The 6,398-nt window shown below is 43.7% G+C and carries 5 protein-coding genes and 1 pseudogene; 3 read left to right on the top strand and 3 right to left on the bottom strand.

What is annotated here, in order from left to right; all coding sequences use genetic code 11:
• Positions 1-361: 361 nt before the first annotated feature.
• Positions 362-1,288 (bottom strand): annotated as a pseudogene (locus F6K38_RS12320) (CBS domain-containing protein); the annotation flags it as partial.
• Between the two features lie 426 nt (positions 1,289-1,714).
• Complete coding sequence (locus F6K38_RS12325; RefSeq protein ID WP_008191111.1) at positions 1,715-2,080, bottom strand: recombinase family protein; 366 nt, start codon at positions 2,078-2,080, stop codon at positions 1,715-1,717.
• A 198-nt stretch (positions 2,081-2,278) separates the two neighbouring features.
• On the opposite strand from F6K38_RS12325, the gene trxA reads away from it, so the two are divergent.
• Positions 2,279-2,605 carry a thioredoxin gene (trxA, locus tag F6K38_RS12330; protein ID WP_008191112.1) on the top strand — a complete coding sequence of 109 codons (327 nt, stop codon included), beginning with the start codon at positions 2,279-2,281 and terminating at the stop codon, positions 2,603-2,605.
• A gap of 95 nt (positions 2,606-2,700) precedes the next feature.
• Positions 2,701-3,027, top strand: coding sequence for a hypothetical protein (locus F6K38_RS43310; protein WP_063747961.1), 327 nt, complete (start codon positions 2,701-2,703; stop codon positions 3,025-3,027).
• 105 nt (positions 3,028-3,132) lie between these two features.
• Here F6K38_RS43310 and F6K38_RS12340 read toward each other — a convergent pair whose 3' ends face one another.
• On the bottom strand, positions 3,133-5,016 hold the full coding sequence (locus F6K38_RS12340; RefSeq protein WP_008191116.1) for a protein kinase domain-containing protein: 1,884 nt from the start codon (positions 5,014-5,016) through the stop codon (positions 3,133-3,135).
• A 491-nt stretch (positions 5,017-5,507) separates the two neighbouring features.
• Here F6K38_RS12340 and F6K38_RS12345 point away from each other — a divergent pair.
• Positions 5,508-6,398, top strand: an 891-nt coding sequence (locus F6K38_RS12345; RefSeq protein WP_287356668.1) for a TIGR04168 family protein, incomplete at its 3' end; no start/stop codon positions are given.

Consider the following 6,398-nt stretch of genomic DNA (forward strand, 5'->3'; position numbering starts at 1 on the left):
AATTAAGCTGGCTTTGACGTAATTCTGAGGATAGGTTAGATTGGTTAAGTAGGTTCTCTAGAATAGCTTGAATAGTGTTGAGCAGGATACACAGTTGATAATCTTGAGTGGTACCCAATTTACTTTTGGGGTATTTGAAAGCCTCACACTGTTGGGAAGTATTTAATGCTTGACCCTCTATGGGTTGTGACAAAATCACTGTTAGTTCTCTGTTTTGGTCTGTGTTTTGGTCTGTGTTGGGTGGCTCTGATTTATGATTAAACCTATCTCCTGATAAAGCGATCGCATTTTCTGCCACCTCCCCAGATTCTTCACCAGGGGGAATGGCTTTGTGGGATTTGTTCACGGATTCTTTGGCTGGGTCTAATTGCTCAACTGTTTGCTGCAATGTCTCCACAATCCCATACATTTCCATTGGGTCAAACACTCGCAGCAGGGTTGTTTGGGTGACAATACCAATTTCTTTACCCCAATTCCAAGAGACCACCAATCGCCGCACACGACGCTTTTGCATTTCCTGATGAGCTGTCCATAGAGAATCCTCCGGACTCAGCAGAAATAGAGGTGTACTCATCACATCCTGAGCCTGGACTTTAGACAAATTCAGCTTGAGAGACTGAAATTGGACAATATCCCGCTCTGTGACAATCCCCACTGGCAGACAGTTATCCTGTCCATGGTCAGATGTAATCACCACACAACTAACTCGGTGCTTATTCATGAGTCGGGCTAAACTCAATACTGAGACAGTTGGAAGGGCATTAACCACCTGGGGGGTCATCACTTCTGATACCCGCCGTAACTTGAGCAGATTGGCTGGTCGCAATACCTGGCGAATTCGCTCTGGTGAGACAACACCCACTAGCTGACCATGATCATCCACAATTGGTAAGTGGCGAATCCGAAACCGACGAAATATAAATAAGGCGGCAAAGATATCCCGACAAGCAGTTTGAGGAAAGGTAATCACAGGCTGTGCCATGACCTCAGCTACTGTTACCTCTTCAAAGTTAATTCCATTAGCCGTTAGCCGGACAATATCGCGCTCAGTAAAGATTCCCAGCAACTTGTCTGATTCCATTACCAAAACGCAGCTAGACCGTGGTTCACGAATGGTGAGCTGGTCTGATGGTGAGTGGAAATTGGGCAATGAACAACTTTTGCCTCCCTCCTGACTCATCAAAGCAATTATGTCTATTAGGAGGGTCTCAGGAGCAACGATTAAAGGCTGATCGTCAATTGCTTCTTCTAGGGTTGGGGCGCAGATAAGTCGGTCGTTGAGTTGCATAATTAATTTGATGGGTGAAATTCCGTGACCTACGACCGCCGCCAACCGCTTAAAACTATGGCGCTGGTGTATTTACTGAGCCTGGGTTTTTTTAGAGGGATGTTACGGACAAATCCCGTAAACCCATAAATAATATGCACATAACTTGTATAAAGGTATATAATAAATAGATGTTACAGCAAAATAACCTTTAACCCTTATATGACCTAGCTTTTGGCTTTTAGAGGTTGCCAGGGAGCCTGGGACTTTAACCATGTGGGCTTAGGGGCAAATAATTAGGCATTGCTGACCTAGCTTGGCAATTGTCCGATGGCATTGTCCAATGGCATTGTCCGATGGAATTGTCCGATGGAATTGTCCGATCAGGTTCTCTGGCTTATCTAACTTTGTGTTGAAGGTGTTCTAACTACTTTACCAGCTTGGAGCTTACTCTTTTAAGTTCCCTTGACTGGGGTTTTGAGGCAAAGTAGACAACCTAGGGGTTCTACCGTATAGCCGGTCTAAAACCCGTTTAACCGAGATCCGTTTCCACTGCTGACCACGCTTGGTTGTATAGCCATGGTGATTGAGCCAGTTAGCGATTTGTTGTAATGACTTGCCCGATTTATGGTGACGGCGAATTAACTCAATTACATGCTGTTCTTGGGGATCATCCACCAACTCACCATTTAGGGCCCGTTGACCGAAGGCCGGTGAACCATAACCTGCATAGCCACCCATAGTTGCCTTCGCTTGTCTACCTTGGTTTAGCCTTTCGATCAGGCTATCCCTTTCTAATTCCTCAGCAGCCATAACTTAATGCATCAAGCAACTTCATACAACTATGGTAAACCAAACTATAGCCTTAGCCATCCTGGTTATTACAGCTATTCAAACCGATTAACCGCCCCTCTTTTTAAGGGAAGATAAAAGTGGTAACTATGTTGATCATTGACCGTTGATCCTTGACTATAAGTTTGTGGTAGTTTTCAAAAATTTAAGGAGTATATCATGAGTACAGTGCCTTACATCAAAGACAGTGAATTTGATTCAATTTTAACCTATGAAGGGCCAGTAGTCGTGGATTTTACAGCCCCTTGGTGTGGTCCATGTCGTAAGATTAGTCCTTTCATGGAACAACTTGCTGAAGACTACAAAGATCGCGTTCAGGTCGTAAAAATCGATATTGATGCCGACAAAGCTACTGCCAAAAAATACAGGATACGCAGTATTCCTGCTGTGCTGATTTTTAAGGGCGGTGAGGTGGTAGAAAATATTGTAGGAGTTGTTCCCTATGAAAAATTTACTGCCGCCCTTGAAAAGCAACTTCAGGGTTAATTAAAAACAGAAAAATTTAAAAAACTTTCTGAATTATGAGTTAAATTCTGACTTATTTCCTTCAAGCAATGACATGTAAATGAGGAGAATCGGCAATGGAGACTACTCAATCAGTCCGATGTCCCAACTGTGGGAATATGGCTCAACGTCACTACTTAATCGGTTCTCAAGCATCACATTATGCTTGTGCTGGAGATCAGGTCACCAAAACTGAATGCCCAGTTTGTGACTATTTAATGGTGATGTGTGCTGTGAGCGGTAATGTGATTGAAGCTTACGCACCAGGTAGACAAGTTATGGCTAATTCCGGCAAATTTACCGAAGTAGTGAACAGAGAAAGGCCTGCTATGATAGAAGTAGGAATGAATCGCCGCAACAGGTTAGTGGCTAGTAGAAAATATCAATTAACTACTGTAGGGTAAAACAGGTAAGCTATCAGCTATTAGCTGATAGCTTAAGGCAAAAGGACACTGGGATATATCTTCTTTATTTGATTTCAATAATAGACAGTTGAAAGGCACAACAGCTTATCGAGTATATTGCTGAATTTTGGCTTGAGCTCTGGCATAGGCGGAGGTACCTTCAGGAATTTGTCTCAAATAATCCAAAGCCTTAGTGTAGTTGTTCAAAACAGCTTGATTATCAGCCATCTTTAATAGATAGTTAGCCCTAATTTCTTGCTTAGCGGTATAGTCAACAATTTTTGACTGAGCCTTAGCATAGGCATCGGTATGTTTAGGAATTTTTTTCAAATATACCAATGCACCGGTAAAGTCTTGCTGAGCGGCTCGATTGTAAGCCTGCTGAAGAAGAAAGTTCGCTTTGATGTTTCGCTTTTGAGTGTACTCAGGAACTTTTTCTTGAATTGTAGCGTAGGCTTTTGTTCCCTTTGGGATTTGTTTAAATGTGTTGAGTGCACCAGTAAAGTCTCTCTCGATAGCCTGGTTGTAAGCTTGCTCTAGTAACTGGTAAGCTTCCTTCTCAAGATTGGCTTGAGCTTGGCTGACCATAGGTTCTATTTGCTGTTGCCAGAAGACAATATTAGGAATCTGACTAGCCTGCTCAACTACCTCTAGCCACTTCTGTTGGTCAAAGGCGGTTTTGATGAGGGGGAATAGGGCTTTGGCATCTTTCCAATCCTTTTGCCACTGAGCGATCGCATTTTGAGCATCCTGATAGTCTTCACTATCTTCCGGAATCGATTTTACCAGGTTCAGTGCTGCTTCTAAATCTCCTTCCTGGTACTTTTGCTCAGCCTGTGCTAGCTTAGTTTCTGCCTGGTTGGGAGTCTTGAGTAAAAAGTAGCCTCCAGCTACGACTAATAAGGCTAGATATGTGGAAACTCCGATTGCGGTGAGATTAAGTCCACTAGCCCTTCTTTTAGGAATAGTAGGCACAGAGGGAAAATAAGTTTCCTCTGTTTCCTCTGTTTCCTCTGTTTCCTCTGTTTCCTCGGTTTGAAGAGTCTCTGGTTCAATTGGCTCAAGCAGAGTATCGTCAGTTTTTTCTTTGTAGGGGTTTGGGGATGTTGGTGGTGCTGGGGACATTGGTAAGTTTATAGATGGTTTAGAACTAGTTAAGGAATGGAGTGCCTCCAAAACCTGATCAGCAGACTGGTAACGGTCTTTGAAGTAATAGCGCACCATCTGCTGAATAATGGCAGCGAAATCTTTAGTGACTGTGGCGTAGTCCTGCCAAAGGGCTTCTCCGGTTAATGGGTCTTCTTCTAGCTGTATGGGTTTGAGTCCTGTGAGTGCCTCAATGCCAATCATCCCTACAGCATATAGGTCACTACAGGGACGAGGTTTACCCAGAACCTGCTCTGTTGGTATATACCCGAATGCGCCCAAAGCCGCTATGGCACTAAATTGAACACCAACTAATGGTGTCCGCACCTGCTTAATACCGCTAAAGTCAGTTAAAACTAACTTGCTATCGTCTGATCGTCGGATCAGATTGTCTGGCTTGATATCACCATGAATCACCCCTTGGCGATGGACAAATGCCAAAATTTCTAAAACCTCTTGTAGCAGAGTAATCAATCTGCTTTCACTCCAAGGTTGATTGAGTTCCTCACTCAGGGGTCGTCCAGGGATGAAATCTTGAACTATGTAGAAGCTATGGTCAATTTCTAGGCAATCTAAAATTTGGGCAACTTGGTCATGCTGACAGATAATCTCCAAAATTTTAGTTTCACGACGAAATATATCTTTTGCAGCTTGCCAGCAGTCAGGGTCATCACTAACAGGACGGAATTGTCTAACAATACATTGGGGATTTCCCGGTCGGTAAGTGTCTACCGCAATATAAGTTTGACCCCAGCTCACACGGTTAAGGATGTCAATAACTTGATAACGTCCATTGATTAACTGTTCTGGTCCTGCCCCTGGGCTAAACGCTAGTCTAGACATACGCTTCTTACTAACCGCTTACGTTGATGTTTCCTGTGAAAGTGTTATTCATGGTGCTTCACAGCAAGGAGAGGAATAGGCCGAAGGTGGCGAAGAATGGAACAATGGAAGAATAAAGTATTTCTGATCTCCGTGATCTGAGCTATTTCCCCTATCTGCCCATTAGACTAGATACTATTGAGCAGATTAAACAGCCCTAAGGGGGGACAGAGAGTAGAGACGGTAGAATTTGCCAATAGTTTCAGATCAGCCATCACGAATACCTCAGTACCGTTAGACACTCCTCAAGGAAAGTTACACTTAATCTATTCTTCAGCCATCAGCTGCTCGATCCGGATGCTCATAAACAAGCTCTGTGCAAAGGGGTGATGGAATAATGGAATAATGGGATAATGGGATAATAGGGTGATATGTAGTATTCTTTTTTGGATTTCATATTACTGTTGGCCCTTTTGCCTTTATGCTGGAAAAGGGGCGATAGTAAGACAAGTATGACCATTCATCAAAAACAATCAATCCAAATTTCTGTTGTTGGAGACATTCATCAACTGTGGGAAGCGGAAGATGCTATAGCTCTTGAGCAGTTGGGTGTGGATCTGGTCTTATTTGTCGGGGATTTCGGCAATGAGGCGGTGGATATAGTCCAGATGATTGCTGCTATTGACCTACCCAAGGCAGTGATTATGGGAAACCATGATGCTTGGTATACTGCCTCGGAATGGGGAAGGAAAAAGTGTCCTTATGACCATGAAGTAGAAGATAGGGTACAGCAACAGTTGAACCTACTGGGGTCAACCCATGTGGGTTATGGTTACCTTGACTTCCCAGATTTAAATCTCTCTGTAGTTGGTGCTCGCCCTTACAGTTGGGGCGGGCAGAGTTGGCGGAATAAGAAGTTTTACAGGGAACAGTATGGAATTAATAGCTTTTCTGAATCAGTGGAGCGCATTTTAGCAGCAGTGCGTAGTGCGGCTTACGAAACGGTAATCTTGATCGGTCATAATGGTCCGACGGGACTAGGTGATCAAGCAGAAGCTCCCTGTGGGAAAGACTGGTATCCTGCTGGTGGTGATCATGGGGACCCGGATTTGGAAGATGCGATCGCAAAAACCTATTCCTTGGGTAAAAACATTCCCTTAGTCACCTTTGGTCATATGCACCACATCCTAAAGCACACCAAAGACCGACTACGAACAATGATTGTTACTAGTCCGGAAGGGACTGTATACTTAAATGCAGCCAGTGTGCCTCGAATTATCGAAACTGATACAGACCGATTGCGGAATTTTTCGATAGTGTCTCTCAAAGGCGGTATAGTGGATCAAGTCTCCCTGGTCTGGGTGGGTAAGGATTACTCAGTAGTATCTAAAGAATTGCTTTAC

Origin of the sequence: Moorena sp. SIO3B2 (assembly GCF_010692525.1) — a bacterium.
Lineage (GTDB): Bacteria > Cyanobacteriota > Cyanobacteriia > Cyanobacteriales > Coleofasciculaceae > Moorena > Moorena producens.

What these genes read in the sequence shown, in the direction of transcription:
- trxA (WP_008191112.1), top strand. Translation starts at nt 2,279, where the DNA reads ATGAGTACAGTGCCTTACATCAAAGACAGTGAATTTGATTCAATTTTA.
- F6K38_RS12340 (WP_008191116.1), bottom strand. Translation starts at nt 5,016, where the DNA reads ATGTCTAGACTAGCGTTTAGCCCAGGGGCAGGACCAGAACAGTTAATC.
- F6K38_RS12325 (WP_008191111.1), bottom strand. Translation starts at nt 2,080, where the DNA reads ATGGCTGCTGAGGAATTAGAAAGGGATAGCCTGATCGAAAGGCTAAAC.
- F6K38_RS43310 (WP_063747961.1), top strand. Translation starts at nt 2,701, where the DNA reads ATGGAGACTACTCAATCAGTCCGATGTCCCAACTGTGGGAATATGGCT.